General features: G+C 42.9%; 17 protein-coding genes. 15 read left to right on the forward strand and 2 right to left on the reverse strand.

The window, feature by feature from the left end; all coding sequences use genetic code 11:
* Positions 1-44: 44 nt before the first annotated feature.
* From nadD to lipA, 10 genes are all read left to right on the forward strand, one after another.
* Positions 45-701: a nicotinate-nucleotide adenylyltransferase gene (gene nadD, locus GKR48_RS15490; protein ID WP_154628773.1), complete on the forward strand. Its 657-nt coding sequence runs from the start codon at positions 45-47 to the stop codon at positions 699-701.
* 351 nt (positions 702-1,052) lie between these two features.
* Positions 1,053-1,379 (forward strand): ribosome silencing factor, encoded by a 327-nt coding sequence (gene rsfS, locus GKR48_RS15495; protein WP_336431185.1) that lies wholly within the window; start codon positions 1,053-1,055, stop codon positions 1,377-1,379.
* 2 nt (positions 1,380-1,381) lie between these two features.
* Complete coding sequence (gene rlmH / locus GKR48_RS15500; protein ID WP_154628714.1) at positions 1,382-1,852, forward strand: 23S rRNA (pseudouridine(1915)-N(3))-methyltransferase RlmH; 471 nt, start codon at positions 1,382-1,384, stop codon at positions 1,850-1,852.
* A 32-nt stretch (positions 1,853-1,884) separates the two neighbouring features.
* Positions 1,885-3,774 (forward strand): peptidoglycan DD-transpeptidase MrdA, encoded by a 1,890-nt coding sequence (gene mrdA, locus GKR48_RS15505; protein WP_154628715.1) that lies wholly within the window; start codon positions 1,885-1,887, stop codon positions 3,772-3,774.
* A gap of 2 nt (positions 3,775-3,776) precedes the next feature.
* Complete coding sequence (gene mrdB, locus GKR48_RS15510; RefSeq protein ID WP_154628716.1) at positions 3,777-4,889, forward strand: peptidoglycan glycosyltransferase MrdB; 1,113 nt, start codon at positions 3,777-3,779, stop codon at positions 4,887-4,889.
* A gap of 13 nt (positions 4,890-4,902) precedes the next feature.
* Positions 4,903-5,880, forward strand: a complete 978-nt coding sequence (gene rlpA, locus GKR48_RS15515; protein ID WP_154628717.1) for an endolytic peptidoglycan transglycosylase RlpA — start codon at positions 4,903-4,905, stop codon at positions 5,878-5,880.
* 191 nt (positions 5,881-6,071) lie between these two features.
* The gene (gene dacA / locus GKR48_RS15520; RefSeq protein ID WP_154628718.1) at positions 6,072-7,301 is read left to right on the forward strand and encodes a D-alanyl-D-alanine carboxypeptidase DacA; all 1,230 of its coding nucleotides are present in this window, start codon (positions 6,072-6,074) and stop codon (positions 7,299-7,301) included.
* A gap of 152 nt (positions 7,302-7,453) precedes the next feature.
* Complete coding sequence (gene ybeD / locus GKR48_RS15525) at positions 7,454-7,717, forward strand: DUF493 family protein YbeD (RefSeq protein WP_006662335.1); 264 nt, start codon at positions 7,454-7,456, stop codon at positions 7,715-7,717.
* A 374-nt stretch (positions 7,718-8,091) separates the two neighbouring features.
* Entirely contained in the window at positions 8,092-8,655 is a 564-nt protein-coding gene (gene lipB / locus GKR48_RS15530) for a lipoyl(octanoyl) transferase LipB (protein ID WP_230086623.1), read from the forward strand.
* A gap of 70 nt (positions 8,656-8,725) precedes the next feature.
* Complete coding sequence (gene lipA, locus GKR48_RS15535) at positions 8,726-9,691, forward strand: lipoyl synthase (protein WP_154628720.1); 966 nt, start codon at positions 8,726-8,728, stop codon at positions 9,689-9,691.
* 187 nt (positions 9,692-9,878) lie between these two features.
* On the opposite strand, the gene cspE is transcribed toward lipA, so the two are convergent.
* The gene (cspE, locus tag GKR48_RS15540; protein ID WP_006662336.1) at positions 9,879-10,088 is read right to left on the reverse strand and encodes a transcription antiterminator/RNA stability regulator CspE; all 210 of its coding nucleotides are present in this window, start codon (positions 10,086-10,088) and stop codon (positions 9,879-9,881) included.
* A gap of 216 nt (positions 10,089-10,304) precedes the next feature.
* Complete coding sequence (locus tag GKR48_RS15545; RefSeq protein WP_154604608.1) at positions 10,305-10,763, reverse strand: methylated-DNA--[protein]-cysteine S-methyltransferase; 459 nt, start codon at positions 10,761-10,763, stop codon at positions 10,305-10,307.
* 297 nt (positions 10,764-11,060) lie between these two features.
* Between GKR48_RS15545 and nrdH the strand changes: the two genes are divergently transcribed.
* From nrdH to GKR48_RS15570, 5 genes are all read left to right on the forward strand, one after another.
* Positions 11,061-11,288: a glutaredoxin-like protein NrdH gene (gene nrdH / locus GKR48_RS15550; protein ID WP_154628721.1), complete on the forward strand. Its 228-nt coding sequence runs from the start codon at positions 11,061-11,063 to the stop codon at positions 11,286-11,288.
* Between the two features lie 11 nt (positions 11,289-11,299).
* On the forward strand, positions 11,300-11,728 hold the full coding sequence (gene nrdI / locus GKR48_RS15555) for a class Ib ribonucleoside-diphosphate reductase assembly flavoprotein NrdI (protein WP_154628722.1): 429 nt from the start codon (positions 11,300-11,302) through the stop codon (positions 11,726-11,728).
* On the forward strand, positions 11,721-13,865 hold the full coding sequence (gene nrdE, locus GKR48_RS15560; protein WP_154628723.1) for a class 1b ribonucleoside-diphosphate reductase subunit alpha: 2,145 nt from the start codon (positions 11,721-11,723) through the stop codon (positions 13,863-13,865). Before nrdI ends, nrdE begins: the two co-directional genes overlap by 8 nt.
* A gap of 13 nt (positions 13,866-13,878) precedes the next feature.
* Positions 13,879-14,850 carry a class 1b ribonucleoside-diphosphate reductase subunit beta gene (gene nrdF, locus GKR48_RS15565; RefSeq protein ID WP_154628724.1) on the forward strand — a complete coding sequence of 324 codons (972 nt, stop codon included), beginning with the start codon at positions 13,879-13,881 and terminating at the stop codon, positions 14,848-14,850.
* A 144-nt stretch (positions 14,851-14,994) separates the two neighbouring features.
* Positions 14,995-16,194 (forward strand): MFS transporter, encoded by a 1,200-nt coding sequence (locus GKR48_RS15570; RefSeq protein WP_154628725.1) that lies wholly within the window; start codon positions 14,995-14,997, stop codon positions 16,192-16,194.
* The last annotated feature ends 340 nt before the right edge of the window (positions 16,195-16,534 follow it).

A 16,534-nucleotide genomic window follows, 5' to 3' on the forward strand; every position in this document is an offset into this window, starting at 1 on the left:
AAACACAGATAAACAAGTCACCTGATATCAAATGGTAATGAATGATGAACGCTAAACCACAAGGTCTACAAGCGCTATTTGGGGGAACTTTTGACCCTATTCATTATGGGCATCTACGCCCTGTTGAAGCATTAGCTAATCAGGTGGGACTGCAAAAAGTGATTTTGCTGCCGAACCATGTTCCACCTCATCGACCTCAACCGGAAGCTAGCCCTACCCAGCGATTAGAAATGGTAAAACTGGCCATTCAAAATAACCCGCTGTTTACTGTTGATACGCGAGAACTCCAGCGAAACACCCCCTCTTTTACAATCGAAACGCTCAGTGAATTGCGTCAAGAGCTTGGTCAGAAACAGCCTCTTGCGTTCATTATTGGTCAAGATTCCCTGTTATCCATTAATACCTGGCATGGCTGGACTCAGCTATTGGATAAATGCCATCTGCTGGTCTGCGCGAGACCGGGTTACGCCACACATTTTAGCGATCCTGACATGCAACAGTGGCTGCAACAGCATCAAGTACAAGACCCGCAAATATTGAGCCAAACTCCCTGTGGTTCGATTTTTATTGGTGACACACCGCTGGTTAATATTTCAGCAACTGAAATACGTGAACAACTCAGCGAAGGTCAGGCTTGTGAGGATCTACTGCCTCGTGTGGTTTATCACTATATTCAACAGCAACATTTGTATCAAAAATAAGCAATTTTATTTCTATTAACCAAATAGGAATGTCAGCAAATAATTTATTCTCTTTTATTCACTTAATTTCGATTTAATTAATTGCACAACTCAGCGCTTATTCTAGAATATTGATACGCAAGAGATAGGGATATTTTATTTGTAAAGTTACGATAATTGTCTTGCCCAATGGATAAGATATCCCTATAAATTGCCCTCTTACGCCAATAAAAAATAATTTAGCCGATTTTTGTGAAAATCTGGGGTAAAATGGCGGCACTTTGCTAGGGGGATCCCCCTAGAAAGCACAATGATGAATAGTCTTTAACAAGAATAGTGTTTAACAAGAGATTCTCTCAATTTGAATGAAAGGTGAACCTTTTGCAAGGAACTGAACTCCAAAAATTTATTATCGATCAACTTGAAGATGCGAAAGCTGAAGATATCATTTCGATCGATGTCCATGGGAAATCAAGTGTTACTGACCAAATGATTATCTGCACAGGGACGTCAACTCGTCACCTGATGTCTGTGGCTGATCGTCTAATTGATGCGTGCCGTAAAAATGGCTTAATGCCTCTCGGTGTTGAAGGCCAAGGCATTTCAGACTGGATTGTTGTCGACCTTGGTGATGCCATCGTCCATATCATGCAAGATGAAAGCCGCCGCATGTACGAACTTGAAAAGCTCTGGAGCTGAGTTTGAAATTACAACTCATCGCTGTCGGAACTAAAATGCCGGACTGGGTACAGACCGGCTTTATGGATTACCTTCACCGTTTTCCCAAAGATATGCCTTTCGAATTAACCGAAATCCCCGCAGGAAAACGTGGAAAAAATGCAGACATCAAACGCATTCTCGAAAAAGAAGGTGAATTGATGCTTGCCGCTGTCGGCAAAGGCAATCGTATCGTCACACTGGATATTCCAGGAGATCGTTGGGATACACCCAAATTAGCCGTACAGTTAGATAAGTGGAAACAAGATGGTCGTAATATCAGTCTGTTAATTGGTGGGCCTGAAGGACTTGCTCCGGCATGTAAAGATGCCGCAGAACAAAGTTGGTCGCTATCACCACTAACACTACCCCATCCGCTAGTTCGCGTCCTTGTTGCCGAAAGTCTTTATCGGGCATGGAGTATTACGACTAATCACCCATATCATCGGGAATAGTTAGGAATTAATTTGTACACAATGGCAATGGGATGAAACAACAACGCACCCCTTTTCGCGACCATACCGCAGAATCAGTTTTGTTTATTCGCCGAGCATTAATTGCTTTCGGCGTCATTGTCATACTTACTTCAATCCTCGTGACCAATTTGTATCATCTACAAGTCGTTCGTCATGACGATTACCAAACACGCTCAAATGATAACCGCATTAAATTTGTACCGATTGCGCCTAGCCGCGGCATTATTTATGATCGAAAAGGCACGCAATTAGCCCTCAATAGCACCTTTTATCAGCTAGAAATTGTTCCTGAAAAAGTCGATGACTTACAGGAAACACTCGACAAGCTACGGGATGTTGTTGACCTTACTGACGAAGATATCACCAACTTTGAAAAAGAGCGTAAACGCTCTCGTCGCTTTACCTCTATTGCGCTGAAAACGCAGCTAAATGAAGTTCAAGTTGCCCGCTTTGCCGTTAATCAGTATCGCTTTCCCGGCTTAGAAGTGAAAAGTTACCAGCGCCGCTCATACCCATATGGTTCCGCATTAACCCACGTCATCGGCTATGTCGCAAAAATTAACGATAAAGACGTCGAACGCCTTGATAAAGAAGGGTTATTACCCAACTACGCTGCCAGCCATGATATCGGTAAATTAGGTATTGAACGTTATTACGAAGATGTCTTGCATGGTAAAACGGGCTACGAAGAAGTTGAAGTCAATAGCCGTGGCCGAGTGATCCGCCAATTACACGAGCAGCCGCCACAAGCAGGTCGTGATATTTATTTAACTATCGACCTTGAATTACAAACTTATATTGAGAAAATCCTCACCACCAGCCGTGCTGCGGTCGTCGTCACAGACCCGCGTAATGGTGAGATCCTCGCGTTGGTTTCCACACCAAGTTACGATTCAAACTTGTTTGTGAATGGAATTTCCAACAAAGATTACCAAGACCTGTTAAATAACCCTAACAGGCCGTTGATCAACCGTGCGACTCAGGGCTTATATCCACCCGCATCGACGGTGAAACCCTTTATCTCTGTCGCGGCATTAAGCGAAAAAGTGATTACGCCAAACACCACAATTTACGATCCAGGTTGGTGGCAACTCCCCGGCTCAGAGAAACGCTATCGTGACTGGAAACGCTGGGGGCACGGTAAGCTAAATGTGGTCAAATCCATCATTGAATCCGCGGATACTTTCTTCTACCAAGTCGCTTATGACATGGGGATTGACCGTCTTTCCGAATGGATGACCCGATTTGGTTACGGGGAATATACTGGTATTGACCTTTCCGAAGAGCGTCAAGGGATCATGCCAACCCGTGAATGGAAACAAAAACGCTATAAAAAGCCATGGTACCAAGGGGACACCATCCCAGTCGGGATTGGTCAAGGTTATTGGACATCAACACCAATCCAAATGTCTAAAGCACTGATGACGTTGATTAATGACGGAAAAGTCAAAACACCTCATTTGCTGTATGGAACCAAACTTGGTGATGCCATGGTGCCTTATGAAGACAAAGAAACTCGACAAATTGGCGATATCCATTCTGGATATTGGGAACTGGCCAAAACGGGTATGTACGGCGTAGCCAATGCGCCAAATGGTACCGGTAAGCGTAGTTTCGTTGGGACGCCTTATAAAGTGGCTGCAAAATCAGGAACGGCGCAGGTATTTAGTTATGAAACCTATAACGCCAGCAAATTAGCCGAGCACTTGCGTGACCATAAACTAATGATTGCTTATGCACCTTATGATAAACCCACTATTTCCGTTGCCATTATTTTAGAAAACGGGGGAGCAGGCCCTGCAGTTGGTGATATTGTTCGCCAAATCTTTGACCATGTCCTGTTAGGTGATAACAAAACCCAAGTCGAAAGTACGGGTGCCAGTGCAGAGGAAGATCGTTAATCATGACTGACGATAAGAGAAAATTATCACTATCAACACGTCTGCACATTGATGTGCCTATGTTATTAATCATCATCGCCTTACTCGCTTATAGCGCCTTCATTATGTGGAGTGCTAGCGGATTGGATCCTGAAATGATGGAACGAAAACTGGGACAAATTTTTTCCGGTTTTGTCGTGATGATCGTGATGGCGCAAATTCCACCTCGCATGTATGAAAGCCTCGCGCCACACCTGTTTATTTTCTGCGTGATTCTATTAGTCTTCGTTGATGTGTTCGGGCAAATTAGTAAAGGGGCTCAGCGCTGGTTAGATTTGGGCTTTGTACGATTCCAACCGTCAGAGATTGCGAAAATCGCGGTACCGCTCATGGTTGCTCGCTTTATGAACCGCGACTCATGCCCGCCATCCTTTAAAAATACCTGTATTGCTCTCGTGTTTATTTTTGTCCCAACATTACTGGTAGCGGCTCAACCCGATTTGGGCACCTCGATCCTTGTTGCTGCATCAGGGCTATTTGTCCTATTTTTAGCGGGAATGAGCTGGCGTTTAATTGCCGTTGCTGCCGTCGCCGTTGCCGCCTTTATTCCGATGCTCTGGTTCTTCTTAATGCATGACTATCAGAGAGCGCGAGTCATGATGCTACTTGACCCAGAAAGTGACCCGTTAGGTAAAGGCTATCACATCATCCAATCTAAAATTGCGATTGGTTCTGGCGGTTTAATGGGTAAAGGCTGGTTGGAAGGTACTCAGTCTCAGCTAGAATTTTTACCTGAACGTCACACCGACTTTATTTTCGCTGTATTAGCTGAAGAGCTTGGATTGATTGGTGTCTTGATCTTATTGGGTCTTTATATCCTATTGATTATTCGTGGGCTATACATTGCAGCAAATGCGCAAAACACCTTCGGACGAGTCATGGTCGGCGGATTAATCCTAATCCTATTTGTGTATGTGTTTGTTAATATTGGTATGGTGAGTGGTATTCTACCTGTCGTGGGAGTTCCCCTCCCCTTAGTGAGTTATGGGGGCTCAGCCTTAATTGTTTTAATGGCTGGATTCGGTATTATCATGTCTATCCATACCCACAGAAAATTTTTATCTAAGAGTTTATAAAATGAGGCTTAGTATGCGTTTACAATGGATTATGCTCGCCATGGCAACCACATTACTCAGTGGGTGTATTAACGAAAACGTTAAGCAGCAGCCAACAGTCCCCACCAATGTCCCTACACAAGATGTGTTGGGTGCTGAGCCACATTATGAGCCTTATCACCCAACGGCAAATAATGATTACCAGCGTAATGGCAAGCAATACCAAATTGTCCGTGAACCCGCGCAATTTTCCCAAGTGGGCTATGCTTCAATCTATGGTCAAGAAGCTTCCGGCCAATTGACTGCCATTGGTGAACGCGCTAACCCAGTAGAATTAACCGCGGCTCACCCTACACTACCTATTCCTAGTTATGCCCGTATCACCAACATGATGAACGGACGTATGATGGTAGTTCGCATTAATGATCGTGGTCCTTATACTCCCGGTAAAAGTATTGCCGTATCCCGTGCAGTCGCCGATCGTTTAAATCTGATGACGACCACAAAAATTAAAATTGATGCCATCCAAGTTGCTCCAGATGGAAGCTTATCTGGACCTGGAACTGTAGGTTCAAACTTTGTTAAACAAAGTTATGCCCTGCCGGATCGTCCACAATTAGGCTCCGGTCCATTAGGAACACCGGTGATGCAAGAATCCCCAGCGCCAAGTAATGCCTTACCTGTAAAACAGCCCGCAGAGCCAATGCAACCAACGATGCCGGATATGAACATCAAGCAACCAGAACCTCAAGTTGCACCGAAAACAACGGCAACAGAATCCGTTCCTGAACGTGGTTTTTTAGTTCAAGCTGGTGCTATCAGTAGCAAAGCCAATGCACAGAGTATGTTGGATAACTTAAAAAATCAGTTTAACGTACCGGGTCGTCTACAGCCTTACAATGGCATCTACCGTGTTCAATTAGGGCCTTTTGCAACGAGACAACAAGCCGTAGAGATACAATCTCGTTTGCAGTCTGAGCGCAATCAACAATCCATGGTTGTTGCCCCTTAATCACTCAATGACCGAATAATTTACGTTGCTGGGGGAAATTATTGATAGCTCCCCCTGCAACTTAAAGTACAACGGGTATAAACTAACGTAAATTTATCTGCACAGCGCAAGAGCTTCTTTTATCTGCCTTCGAACTTTTGCTAAACTGCGCTTTCTTGTGTTAACCGAATGTTGGATGTAATGATACAACCATGAAAAATGTCTCCTCATCACGCAATGTCTTTCTGCCACAAATCGTGCGTCAGACTGCGCTGGCTTCTGCACTGATCGTTTCTACTGTCACTTTTGCAAATGCAAACGAAGCGTTTCCAAATACTTCGGTTCCTGCGGCTCCAGCTATCGATGCTGAAGCATATATCTTGATTGATTACAATTCAGGTAAAGTGCTTGCCGAAAGTAATGCAGATCAGCGCCGCGACCCTGCTAGCTTGACCAAAATGATGACGAGCTATGTCATCGGCCAAGCCATTAAATCAGGTAAAATTGGCGCGAATGACATGGTCACCGTGGGTGATGATGCATGGGCGACAGGCAACCCAATTTTCAAAGGCTCTTCATTAATGTTCTTAAAGCCTGGGGATCGCGTGAGTGTCTCTCAGCTAACCCGTGGTATTAACTTACAATCCGGTAATGATGCCTGTGTTGCTATGGCTGACTATGTCGCGGGGGACCAAGCTAACTTTGTTAACTTGATGAACACCTACGTGAATAAACTGGGCCTGCAAAATACGCACTTCCAAACCGTTCATGGTCTCGATGCAGAGGGTCAATACAGCTCTGCTCGTGATATGGCGTTGATTGGGCAAGCGCTGATCCGTGATGTGCCGGAAGAGTACGAAATTTATAAAGAAAAAGAATTCACATTTAACAATATCCGCCAAACTAACCGTAATGGTCTGTTATGGGATAAGAGCCTTGCGGTTGATGGGATCAAAACGGGTCACACTGATGCAGCAGGTTATAACTTAGTTGCCTCCGCAAAAGATGGCGATATGCGTCTTATTTCCGTCGTTATGGGTGGAAAGAGCAGCAAAGGTCGTGATGCAGAAAGCAAAAAATTACTGACTTACGGCTTCCGCTTCTATGAAACAGTGAAACCACTGCAAGCTGGCGTCGAATTTGCCACTGCCCCAGTTTGGTTTGGCGATGACAGCGAAATTAAACTAGGTGTGGTTGAAGACCTGTACCTCACGATCCCTCGCGGTCGTTTAAAAGACTTAAAAGCAAGCTACGAATTAACTACCACTGAAATCGAAGCGCCACTGAAAAAAGGCCAGCAAGTGGGAACGATTAGCTTCCAATTAGACGGTAAAACCATCGAACAGCGTCCTTTAGCGGTATTAAAAGATGTTGAAGAAGGTGGTTTCTTCAGCCGTTTAATCGACTACATCAAACTATTATTCCATCGTTGGTTTGGTTAATACTTGAAATTGAAATCAGTTAACCCCATATAGTTTGTATCTGAAAGCCTGTAGTGAAATACAAACCCTAATGGGGAATGAATTGGCTGGCGAAATCTATTTTCTTCCAGCCAATTTTTATGCAGGCGCTAATCAATATTTTAGGAGTGCCCATGAAAACGAAATTAGGTGAACTGCTTGAGTTCCCATGTCCATTGACCTACAAAGTGATGGGCCTAGCGCAGCCAGAATTAGTTGACCAAGTCATTGAAGTGGTTCAACGCCATGCTCCAGGTGATTATGCACCAGACGTTAAACCGAGCAGCAAAGGCAACTACCATTCTGTATCTATTACAATTAACGCTACTCATATTGAGCAAGTTGAAACGCTCTATACTGAGTTAGGCGCATTAGAGTTAGTGAAAGTTGTGCTGTAATTAGCAACAAAAAAACCGAGCCTCCGGCTCGGTAAGTTGATGACAAAGAGGGATAAAAGCGTGGTTTTTCCCTCTTTGTGTTATCAGGCGAAAATCAATAAATTGATTTTCCTTGTTAGTTTTACAACCCAAAAGAGCCATTTCCAAACCTGATGGGTTTGTCAATGGTCTGTCCGAGCCTCCGGCTCGGTTTTTTATTATCCGCAATATCAGCTAAAAAATAACAAGTTAATAACAAGACAAACTGGTGGTAACGCGTTCACAGCGTTATACTGCCATTCATCTTTACAGCCTGTGGACACCGAATTTTGTCGAAGAATAGCATCATCATCCGCGACTTAGGTCTGGCTCCCTACGAGAGCACATCTGAGGCAATGCACCAATTTACTGAATCCCGCACCCCTGATACCTGCGACGAAATTTGGCTGGTTCAGCACCCTTCTGTATTTACCCAAGGGCAAGCTGGCAAAGCCGAACACCTTCTCGCGCCAGGAAATATCCCTGTTATCCAAAGCGATCGCGGTGGACAAGTGACTTACCATGGTCCCGGTCAGCAAGTCATGTATGTGATGATAGATCTAAAACGTAGCCACATTGGTGTCCGTGAGCTTGTTAGCGCCCTAGAAAATTGCGTGGTCAATACCCTCGCCCATTTTAATATTAGTGCGTATCCGCGCCCTGATGCACCCGGCGTTTATGTCAACGGAGACAAAATTTGCTCCCTTGGCTTACGTATTCGAAAAGGCTGTTCATTCCATGGATTGGCGCTGAATGTGGATATGGATCTCGAGCCTTTTAATCGCATTAACCCTTGTGGTTATAGTGAATTGAAAATGACACAAGTGAGAGCACTGTCGCCAAACATTACATTAAACGATGTTCAGCCAGTGCTTATTAGTCAGTTCTGTGACACACTTGGATTTCATATTGTTCAATAATAATGCTATAATTTTTTAACATTTTTCAAAAAAATTTTAATGGCAAACAGATAACTGGAACCGGCACATTATGAGTAAACCAATTCAGATCGAGCGTGGAATTAAATACCGTGACGCCGATAAAATGGCACTGATCCCTGTTAAAAACGTGGTGACGGAACGTGAAGAAATTCTACGTAAACCTGACTGGATGAAAATCAGATTGCCAGCTGATTCTACGCGAATTCAAGGCATTAAAGCCGCAATGCGTAAAAATGGCCTGCACTCAGTCTGCGAAGAAGCTTCCTGTCCTAACCTCTCTGAATGTTTTAACCACGGAACCGCCACCTTTATGATCTTAGGTGCGATCTGTACTCGCCGTTGTCCATTCTGTGACGTTGCCCATGGTCGACCAAATGCCCCTGATGCGAATGAACCAATAAAATTAGCGCAAACCATCAAAGATATGGCACTGCGTTATGTGGTTATTACCTCCGTTGACCGTGATGATTTACGTGATGGTGGTGCTCAGCACTTCGCTGACTGTATCAGTGCCATTCGAGAAAAAAGCCCGACCATTAAAATTGAAACCCTCGTCCCTGACTTCCGAGGGCGTATGGATCGCGCATTAGAAATTCTCACTGCGACACCACCGGATGTATTTAACCATAACCTTGAAAACGTACCACGTATTTACCGCCAAGTTCGCCCGGGTGCTAACTACGAATGGTCACTGAAATTATTGGAAAAATTCAAAGAAGCGCACCCTGACATTCCAACAAAATCCGGCTTAATGGTGGGCTTAGGGGAAACCAACGAAGAGATCATTGAAGTGATGCGTGATCTGCGTCGCCATGGCGTCACCATGTTAACCTTAGGGCAATACTTGCAGCCAAGCCGCCACCACTTACCCGTTAAACGCTATGTGAGCCCTGCTGAGTTCGATGAAATGAAAGAGGCGGCGATGGATATGGGCTTCACTCACGCAGCCTGTGGTCCGTTTGTACGCTCTTCCTATCATGCCGATCTACAAGCAAAAGGCGAAGAAGTTAAATAATATTAATCTTTTCGTCAAAATAGTGATTAAAAGAAACCCCAATTGTGAATAACTACACATTGGGGTTTTTTATTAGTTACCTAATTTATCACCAATAAAAAATATCATTAGGTCAATTTTAACCATAAAAAAACTCGCGCTAGCAAAGCTAGTGCGAGTTCAGTGCTGTTCGTTTCTAAGTATTTAATTACAAAGAGACAACGTTAGCAGCTGATGGACCTTTCGCGCCTTCAGTGATTTCAAATTCAACTTTTTGGCCTTCTGCTAAGGTTTTGAAACCGTCGCCAGAAATTGCAGAGAAGTGAACAAAAACATCTTTGCTACCATCTTCTGGAGTGATAAAACCAAAACCTTTGGACTCATTGAACCACTTAACGTTACCTTTAACTTTAGACATCAAATATTACCTTTAAAATAAAATAGACACACCATCTGTATCAAGCTCAGTACATCAAATATATAACTGGCTTGTCTACAACCTAGATCACGAAAATTGATTTAAATGATAAAAAAATATTATTTATCCACCTTTTTCGCCCAGAAAACGGGGATAATTCTTAATAATAGTAATTAATGCAAAGGTAAGTATTACTCATGGTTAATTTTTTAGCGTTTACTTCTCATGAATAAGTAACCAATCTTTAATATCCAATCCTCCCGTGTAACCCACCAGCTTTCCGTCATGTCCTAAAACACGATGGCAAGGCACAATCAAAGATATAGGATTACGAGAATTGGCCATACCGACTGCTCGACAATAGTTAACCGAGCCCAGTTTTAAGGCGAGATCTTTATAACTCCAGCGCTCACCATAAGGAATTTCGCACAAATGCTTCCAGACTTTTTTCTGAAATTCAGTACCTTGTGGATTCAATTTAACCGAAAACACTTTCCGCTTATGATTAAAATATTCTTTTAGTTCTTTCGCACACTGCTTTGAGAATTCGTTTTTCGACTCCTTCTCCGTTTTTTCATCAACAAAATAGATACTCGTCACACCTTCATCATCAGCCGTAATATGGATCCACGGTTTCGGAAAGTTTTCTGGGGCTACTAAATATTGATGGTACATAACATCTCCTCAAAAGGATTCATTTACCTGATTGTATATACAGTTATAAGGTAAATTATTTCTACTTTGCAATGATATTTTTTCTCAGTGTAGCTAACTGAATCATCTCCCCCTGAATTTTTTTATTTCCAATGTTAATAACAGCATAGACAATAATTTGAATGATTATCATTCAAATAAAGAAATCACTATATATTGTATGGTTGAAATATTTTTTATCCATATATAGGATTCAATCATCTTCAACAAACCACCATTACGTAACTACCACGTTCTGAAAATGTTAAGGTGAAAAAAATGACTGAGATTACCATTTATAGTAAGCCCAACTGCGTTCAATGTAATGCCACCTACCAAGCGTTTGAACGCAAGCAATTATCGTACACCATTATCGATCTTTCTGAAGACAACCAAGCCATTGAGTTCATAAGAAAACTAGGATATCAGCAGCTTCCTGTCGTCATTGTAGGAGAGCAGCATTGGTCTGGCTTCCGCCCCGATAAAATCAATTCATTGATTGAGTAAGTGAGGTTGAAATGGCCACTCAACCGCTAATTTATTTCTCGAGTCGCTCAGGTAATTGCCATCGATTCGTCGAAAAATTGCAATTGCCAGCCACTCGCATTCCCATAGGTCATCTACCTGAAAATGCGCTTCTCGCCTCACAGCCCTATGTACTGTTGCTACCGACTTATGGCGGAGGAACCGCTCATGGAGCCGTGCCTAAAGAAGTGGTGCACTTTCTCAATATCGAGGCAAACCGTGCGTTAATTCGCGGAGTCATCGCCGCGGGCAATACCAACTTTGGCGAGGCTTATGCCATTGCTGGCAACATTGTCGCTCAAAAATGCGCAATCCCCTTCCTCTACCGATTTGAATTATTAGGCACAGAGCGAGATGTGCAATCTGTAAAACAAGGATTAAAAACATTCTGGGCTCACACAAAGGAGCAGATCAATGGATAACCCACAGCACAATAATAATCATAATAACAATGCGGACTATCACGCGCTCAATGCGATGCTAAACCTTTATGATAATGAAGGCCGATTACAGCTGGATAAAGACAAACAAGCCGCGCATCTCTATTTCCGCCAGCATGTAAATCAAAACACAGTCTTTTTTCATGACCTAAAAGAAAAACTCGATTTCTTAGTCAACGAAAATTACTACGAAGAAGAGGTGCTCGCACAATACGATTTCCCATTTATTAAACAGCTTTTCAAACAAGCCTACGCCCACAAATTTCGCTTCCAAACCTTTTTGGGTGCCTTTAAGTATTACACCAGCTACACCCTAAAAACCTTCGATGGCGAGCGCTATCTTGAACGTTATGAAGACCGCGTTTGTATGGTTGCCCTAGCTTTAGCCCAAGGCTCAAAATTCCTCGCGACTCTCTTAGTGGATGAAATCATTAGCGGACGTTTTCAACCAGCCACTCCCACATTCCTTAATGGCGGCAAAAAGCAACGAGGTGAGCTTATTTCCTGCTTTTTACTGCGCATAGAAGATAATATGGAATCTATCGGGCGCTCCGTGAATTCAGCGTTACAGCTTTCTAAGCGCGGCGGTGGAGTCGCTTTCTTGATGAGTAATTTGCGCGAACAAGGCGCGCCAATTAAACAGATAGAAAACCAATCGTCTGGCGTGGTTCCAGTGATGAAAATGCTGGAAGATGCGTTTTCCTATGCCAATCAGCTAGGAGCAAGACAAGGTGCTGGTGCGGTCTATCTTCATGCTCACCACCCCGATATCCTGCGATTTTTAGATACCAAACGGGAAAATGCGGATGAAAAAATTCGTATTAAAACGCTTTCGCTTGGCGTCGTGATCCCCGACATCACCTTCCAACTCGCTAAAAATAATGAAGATATGTACCTGTTTTCCCCCTATGACATCCAAAAAGTCTATGGGGTACCGATGTCTGAAATCAGCGTGACAGAAAAATATCATGAAATGGTAAATAACAAAGCCATCAAGAAATTCAAAATTAATGCACGAGAGTTTTTCCAGACTATCGCTGAAATTCAATTTGAATCTGGCTATCCCTACATTTTGTTTGAGGATACGGCTAACCGCGCCAATCCCATTGCAGGTCGAATCAATATGAGTAACTTGTGCTCTGAGATTTTACAGGTAAACCAGCCTAGCCTTTATGAAGAGGATTTAAGTTACCAACATATTGGTAAAGATATTAGTTGTAATTTAGGCTCCATGAACATCGCCAAAACCATGGATTCCCCTGATTTTGCACGCTCGATTGATACGGCTGTTCGCGCCCTCACTGCCGTTTCTGATATGAGCAATATTCGCTCTGTTCCATCCATAGCCAAAGGCAACCAACAATCTCACGCCATTGGTTTAGGGCAAATGAATTTGCATGGTTTCTTAGCCCGTGAACATATTCATTATGGTTCTGAAGAAGGGTTAGATTTTACTAATATCTACTTTTACACCGTGGCATACCACGCCTTAAAAACCTCTAACCAATTGGCTATTGAACGTCAACAAACCTTTGATGGTTTTGAAATGTCCACCTACGCCAGTGGCGAGTATTTTGATAAATATATCAACAAAACCTGGTCACCAAAGACCCAAACCGTGCAGGAATTATTCCGACGTTCGGGCATCGAAATACCAACACAGGCGGACTGGCAGACATTAAAACAGTCCGTGATGACCTATGGAATTTACAATCAAAACTTGCAGGCCATTCCGCCAACAGGATCTATCTCTTATATCAATAATGCTACCTCCAGCATTCATCCCGTAGTAGCACCTATTGAAATTCGCAAGGAAGGGAAAATTGGTCGTGTCTATTATCCTGCTCCTTTTATGACGAATGAGAATCTCGAATTCTACCAAGATGCTTATCAAATAGGTCCTGAGAAAATTATTGATACCTATGCCGAGGCCACTCAGCACGTCGATCAAGGTTTATCACTAACCCTATTTTTTGATGGCAATGCCACCACCCGCGATATCAATAAAGCTCAAATATACGCATGGCGAAAAGGGATCAAAACCTTGTATTACATTCGATTACGTCAGACTGCACTTGAAGGCACCGAAGTCGAAGGCTGCGTCTCCTGCTCACTGTAAAAGGAAAAAGATAATGACCACCAGCACGCTCAATCGCCCTGTTCAAGCGATCAACTGGAACCGTATCCAAGATGATAAAGATCTCGAGGTCTGGAATCGACTAACCAGCAACTTTTGGCTACCGGAAAAAATCCCACTGTCCAATGACACAGTTTCTTGGAACACTCTGACACCTGCCGAGCAAAAGCTCACCATACGCGTTTTTACTGGGCTAACCTTGTTGGATACCATCCAAAATACCGTTGGGGCACCGTGTTTAATGGGAGATGCTCAAACACCCCACGAAGAAGCCGTTCTCTCTAATATCAGCTTTATGGAGGCTGTCCACGCACGCTCCTACAGCTCTATCTTTTCAACGCTGTGCTCCACTGCCGATGTTGATGAAGCTTACCGTTGGAGTGAAGAAAACAGTGCATTGCAAAATAAAGCCAAAATTATTTTGTCTTACTACTGCGATGAACATCCACTGAAGAAAAAAGTCGCCAGCGTCTTTTTAGAATCTTTTTTGTTTTACTCGGGCTTTTATTTACCCATGTACTGGTCAAGCCGTGGAAAACTCACCAATACCGCTGATTTAATCCGCCTAATCATCCGCGATGAAGCGATTCATGGTTACTATATTGGCTATAAATTTCAAAAAGCTCTTGTCCATTATTCTGAACAGGAACGCAATGAAATTAAGGATTTTACTTTTTCATTATTGTTTGATTTATATGAAAATGAAATCAAATACACCCAAGAGCTGTATGATGGCGTTGGCTGGAGTGAAGATGTAAAAAGCTTCCTTCACTATAATGCGAATAAAGCCTTGATGAATTTGGGCTATGAGGCGCTGTTCCCTGACTCAATAACCCAAGTTAGCCCAGAGATTTTGTCGGCCCTTTCGCCTGACGCCAACGAAAACCATGACTTTTTCTCAGGTTCAGGTTCATCCTATGTGATTGGTAAAGCAGTCAGTACTGAAGATGATGATTGGCTTTTTTGAATAACATCAACAAAAATATCTCGCATCAATCTTTTGAAAAAAATAATAAAATCACTTAAATCATTAATACTATAAACGGTCATAGTGGGATAGGCTTACTGCCTACCCACAAGATCATAAAATAACATTCATATCCGAAGCATAATGAGCATGAAAACACCACAAGCGGAACTGACTACGGGCTTAACGCTCTTAATGGCCATCGCCACTGGACTGGTCGTTGCCAGTAACTATTACGCACAGCCCCTGTTAGACACTATCGCACTCCAATTCAACCTAACAACCAACATGGCCGGCTTTATTGTGACCGCCGCCCAATTAGGTTATGCCGTTGGGTTACTCTTCCTTGTTCCTCTTGGTGATCTTTTTGAACGCAAAAAATTGATCATTGTGATGACAACATTATCAGCCAGTGGCTTATTGATCACCGCACTTTCTAACAATATTTGGCAAATTCTTCTCGGTACCGCCCTCACAGGGCTATTCTCCGTTGTCGCCCAAGTTCTTGTTCCTATGGCAGCTTCTATTGCAAAGCCTCACCAACGGGGCAAAGCGGTGGGCACCATTATGAGTGGATTACTTCTTGGTATCTTACTTGCCCGAACTATCTCTGGTGGCGTGGCAATGATAGGCGGTTGGCGAGCAATTTACTGGGTTGCCTTTGGATTAATGATGCTTCTGATCCTAATTTTGGCACTTAAATTACCGCGCTATCACCAAAAAACGGAGCTTAACTATTTTCAACTTATTGGCTCTATCGGACGCCTGTTTTTTACTACACCAGTCTTAGCGACTCGAGCACTACTTGGTGCCCTCACTTTCGCTAACTTTGCACTACTATGGACAGCGATGGCATTCTTATTAGCCAGTCCACCTTTTAATTATTCAGAGGGCACTATCGGGTTATTTGGTCTGGTTGGCGCTGCAGGCGCATTAATGGCAACCCAAGCCGGACGCCTAGTGGATAAAGGTAAAGGCAAATTAGTTACCACCCTAGGGCTAATTCTCTTGTTGCTATCGTGGATCCCGATTGGCCTAGCAAAATATTCACTCATCGCTTTTATTATCGGTATCTTAGTACTTGATTTGGCCATTCAAGGCGTTCATGTGACTAACCAAAGCACGCTTTACCGTATTATGCCTGAAGCACGAAATCGCTTAACTGCCGGTTATATGACCAGTTATTTTATTGGTGGAGCACTTGGCTCATTACTTTCAGGTTATGCCTATGAACATGCAGGCTGGATGGGCGTCGCTATTTCAGGTGTTATTATCACTGGCATCAGTTTAATCATTTGGGCAATCGGCTCTCGATTCGATCCAACAATTACCTCTGAACAGTAATTACTTCATTCATTTATATCTATAGCAGACATCTATTTGGCTGCTATAGAACTCTATACTCATTTAATATTTCATTTATTCTTCATGCGCACATTATTTAGCCTATTATTATGGCACTGTGATAATAATCATCATGTTAAATAGCTAACAATGATAAATAATTGGTTCAAGGTATAATTTACCTAGAAAAAGTTAATAAGTGACACAGTTAAGCAAAAAGTATATCTTTATCAAATGGTATACTTCTTACCCATAAAATATTAATTCGGTATTACTCAATACCCTAGATGTCTTTCTAGGGTATTTACACCAAAAAACAGAAAGATCCTTCTATCTTGTA

This window comes from Providencia sp. wls1943, from assembly GCF_009706275.1.
Taxonomy (GTDB): domain Bacteria; phylum Pseudomonadota; class Gammaproteobacteria; order Enterobacterales; family Enterobacteriaceae; genus Providencia; species Providencia zhijiangensis.

What these genes read in the sequence shown, in the direction of transcription:
- nadD (WP_154628773.1), top strand. Translation starts at nt 45, where the DNA reads ATGAACGCTAAACCACAAGGTCTACAAGCGCTATTTGGGGGAACTTTT.
- mrdA (WP_154628715.1), top strand. Translation starts at nt 1,885, where the DNA reads ATGAAACAACAACGCACCCCTTTTCGCGACCATACCGCAGAATCAGTT.
- mrdB (WP_154628716.1), top strand. Translation starts at nt 3,777, where the DNA reads ATGACTGACGATAAGAGAAAATTATCACTATCAACACGTCTGCACATT.
- rlpA (WP_154628717.1), top strand. Translation starts at nt 4,903, where the DNA reads ATGCGTTTACAATGGATTATGCTCGCCATGGCAACCACATTACTCAGT.
- dacA (WP_154628718.1), top strand. Translation starts at nt 6,072, where the DNA reads ATGAAAAATGTCTCCTCATCACGCAATGTCTTTCTGCCACAAATCGTG.
- ybeD (WP_006662335.1), top strand. Translation starts at nt 7,454, where the DNA reads ATGAAAACGAAATTAGGTGAACTGCTTGAGTTCCCATGTCCATTGACC.
- lipB (WP_230086623.1), top strand. Translation starts at nt 8,092, where the DNA reads ATGCACCAATTTACTGAATCCCGCACCCCTGATACCTGCGACGAAATT.
- lipA (WP_154628720.1), top strand. Translation starts at nt 8,726, where the DNA reads ATGAGTAAACCAATTCAGATCGAGCGTGGAATTAAATACCGTGACGCC.
- cspE (WP_006662336.1), bottom strand. Translation starts at nt 10,088, where the DNA reads ATGTCTAAAGTTAAAGGTAACGTTAAGTGGTTCAATGAGTCCAAAGGT.
- GKR48_RS15545 (WP_154604608.1), bottom strand. Translation starts at nt 10,763, where the DNA reads ATGTACCATCAATATTTAGTAGCCCCAGAAAACTTTCCGAAACCGTGG.
- nrdH (WP_154628721.1), top strand. Translation starts at nt 11,061, where the DNA reads ATGACTGAGATTACCATTTATAGTAAGCCCAACTGCGTTCAATGTAAT.
- nrdI (WP_154628722.1), top strand. Translation starts at nt 11,300, where the DNA reads ATGGCCACTCAACCGCTAATTTATTTCTCGAGTCGCTCAGGTAATTGC.
- nrdE (WP_154628723.1), top strand. Translation starts at nt 11,721, where the DNA reads ATGGATAACCCACAGCACAATAATAATCATAATAACAATGCGGACTAT.
- nrdF (WP_154628724.1), top strand. Translation starts at nt 13,879, where the DNA reads ATGACCACCAGCACGCTCAATCGCCCTGTTCAAGCGATCAACTGGAAC.
- GKR48_RS15570 (WP_154628725.1), top strand. Translation starts at nt 14,995, where the DNA reads ATGAGCATGAAAACACCACAAGCGGAACTGACTACGGGCTTAACGCTC.